Annotated in this window: 2 protein-coding genes; both read left to right on the top strand. The window is 63.6% G+C overall.

What is annotated here, in order from left to right:
- Positions 1-274 precede the first annotated feature (274 nt).
- The gene (istA, locus tag E3O49_RS14860; protein WP_134451838.1) at positions 275-1,756 is read left to right on the top strand and encodes an IS21 family transposase; all 1,482 of its coding nucleotides are present in this window, start codon (positions 275-277) and stop codon (positions 1,754-1,756) included.
- Positions 1,753-2,484, top strand: a complete 732-nt coding sequence (istB, locus tag E3O49_RS14855; RefSeq protein WP_198415985.1) for an IS21-like element helper ATPase IstB — start codon at positions 1,753-1,755, stop codon at positions 2,482-2,484. The genes istA and istB overlap by 4 nt, the downstream gene beginning before the upstream one ends.
- Positions 2,485-2,599: the final 115 nt, after the last annotated feature.

The following is a 2,599-nucleotide window of genomic DNA, read 5'->3' as shown; positions in this document are numbered from 1 at the left end:
GTGTGTGTGATCAACTCTTTGTAGGCCGTTTCGGCGCTGGAATCCTGCCAAGTTAGTGGCTGGTTTCCTGCCAAAAGAGCACTAAGAATCAGGCCAGCAACTCCCCTCCACGACGATGAATTCGGGGACTGCGCGAGATTGAGATCACCCGGTGGCCGAGGCCCTCTCCAGAGTGTGAGAGAAATGGGCCCGCCACCCCCCGATAGGTTCCTTACGGCGTAGCTACTGCCAAGCGGTCGCGCCGGAAGGAACCAGAAAGCAGATGACGGTACCCATGTCCGTGCAAGAAAATATCAGAACACTCGACTCCCACGGAATCGCGGGCCGTGAAATCGCCCGCCGTTTGGGAGTCAGCCGCGACGCGGTGACCAAATACGCCGGGCAACAGGACTACTCGCCCAAGCCGCCAGCGCCGGTGGCCAGGCCCACCGGCTCGGCCATGACCGGGTTCGAAGCGACCGTTGAAAAGTGGTTGGGCGAAGACCAGCGCCGACCGCGGAAGCAACGGCACACGGCCAAACGGGTCTTTGACCGGTTGGTCGCTGAGCGGGCTTTCACAGGCAGTTATTCCCCGGTGCAACGCTTCGTGAAGAAGTGGAACGCCCTCCACCGCCAGGCCGGTGAAGGCTTCACGGAACTGGTCTGGCCCGCCGGCACCGCGCAGGTCGACTTCGGGCAAGCTGAGGCCATCATCGCCGGCATTCGGCAGGTCCTGCACATCTTCGTGGTCACGTTCCCGTTCTCGAACATGCGCTTCGTGCAGGCCTACCGCGGCGAAACAGCCGAGTGCGTCTGCCACGGGCTGCGCACCGTGTTCGATCTCATCGGCGCCGCGCCCCGGCACCTGGTCTTTGACAACGCCACCGGCATCGGCCGACGGGTGGGCACCAAGGTCGTTGAGACCAAGCTGTTCGGCGCGTTCAAATTGCATTACCGGTCGGAGTCTCGGTACTGCAATCCGTACTCCGGCAATGAGAAGGGCAACGTGGAAAACGCGGTCGGGTTCCTGCGCCGGAACCTGATGGTCCCCGAGCCCGAAGCGGCCACTCTGCAGGGCCTCAACGCGGTGCTGATGGCACGGTGCATGGCGTTGGCTGAGGCCACGCACTACCGCAAGGGCCTGCCCGTGAGCGAGCTCTTCGCCCAGGACGTTGCCGCGTCTCTGGCGCTGCCCGGCGTCGGGTTCGACCCGGTGCGCTACGAGTCCCGCACGGCCGACAAGACCGGGAACCTGCTCATTGACGGGAACACCTACGCGGCCGGGTCTTCCTTCCACAGCCGCACTCTCACCGTCGGGTTGCGCCACGACGTCGTCGAGATCCTCGACGAGCACGCCACGCCTGTCCGGTCATTCCCGCGCGCGTTCGGCCGGCAGACGGAGACGATCTTCGAACCGGCGTCGCTGCTGCCGTTGCTGGTGACCAAGCCCGGCGCCTGGGGGCATTCCCAGCTCCGGCCTCTGGTCCCCGAGCCGGTGCGCGACTGGCTCGACAAGGCGACCGCCACCAATCGGCGCCGACTTCTCAACGCCGTCGATGCCGCCTCGGGATCAGCCGGTTTCGACGCCGCCATCAATGCTGCTGACCTGCTCATCCAGCGCGGAGACATCCCCGAGATCGCCGCGTTGGGCATGCTCGCCCGGCGCTTGGCCGACGGCGCCACCCCAGCAGCGGAGAACGTGGACTTGAGTGTTTATGACGTCTTCACCACCGACATCTTCATCACCGTGAACACCGTGACGGGAGAGATCGCGTGAGCCTCATCACCGTGCAGGACATCATCGAGACCGGCCGGCAAGCATCGCTAACCAATACCGTGTTGGCCGAATGGGCCGAGAAGGGCACCCCGAAACAACGTGAATACCTCCACGGGATGCTCCTCGCCGAGCACGAATCTCGGCAAGCATCACGCCGCCAACGGCTGTTGAGCGCCGCCCGGCTGCCAGCGCTGAAATCGCTCACGGGTTTCGACTACTCGAGCGTCAAGTTCCCCGAGGATTACGGCCGGGAGGAGCTGACGTCGTTGGAGTTTATCAACCGGGCCGAGGACCTGGTCCTCTACGGCGATGTCGGCACCGGCAAAACACACCTCGCCAGTGCTCTGGTCGCTGCTGCCTGCCGCGAGGGAATCCCGGCTCGCTTCTTTACCACCTCGTCGCTGGTTATGCAGTTGCGTCGCGCCAAAGACGAAGGCCGCCTCGACCGGGAGCTGGCCAACATCGCCAAAAACCAATTACTCGCAATCGACGAATTCGGGTATCTCCCGATTGACACCGAGGGCGCCCGGCTCCTGTTCCAGGTCATCGCGGATGGATATGAAAAAAGAAGCCTGATCATCACCACAAACCTCGAGTTCTCCCGCTGGGGAACGGTGTTCGGCGACGACAACATGGCCGCAGCTGTCATCGACCGCATCGTCCACCACGGCCGGCTCCTCCAGTTTCGCGGGGAGTCCTACCGCGTCAAGCACGCCCTCATGAAATAGCCCTGGCGGCCCCAAAACCGGCCGTTGAGGCCGCCGTGCTCAACTGGCCGGAAACGGTGCCGCACTGGCCGGTTAATTAGCGCTGAAATGGCCGGCTTCAAGTTGACAAAACACA

Origin of the sequence: Cryobacterium shii (assembly GCF_004402595.1) — a bacterium.
Classification (GTDB): Bacteria; Actinomycetota; Actinomycetes; order Actinomycetales; family Microbacteriaceae; genus Cryobacterium; species Cryobacterium shii.
The sequence above is the reverse complement of the archived record's forward strand: the minus strand, read 5'-3'. Positions and strand labels throughout refer to the sequence as shown.

Bases quoted from the DNA above. Each gene is read 5' to 3' on its own strand.
- istA (WP_134451838.1), top strand. From the start codon at position 275: ATGTCCGTGCAAGAAAATATCAGAACACTCGACTCCCACGGAATCGCG.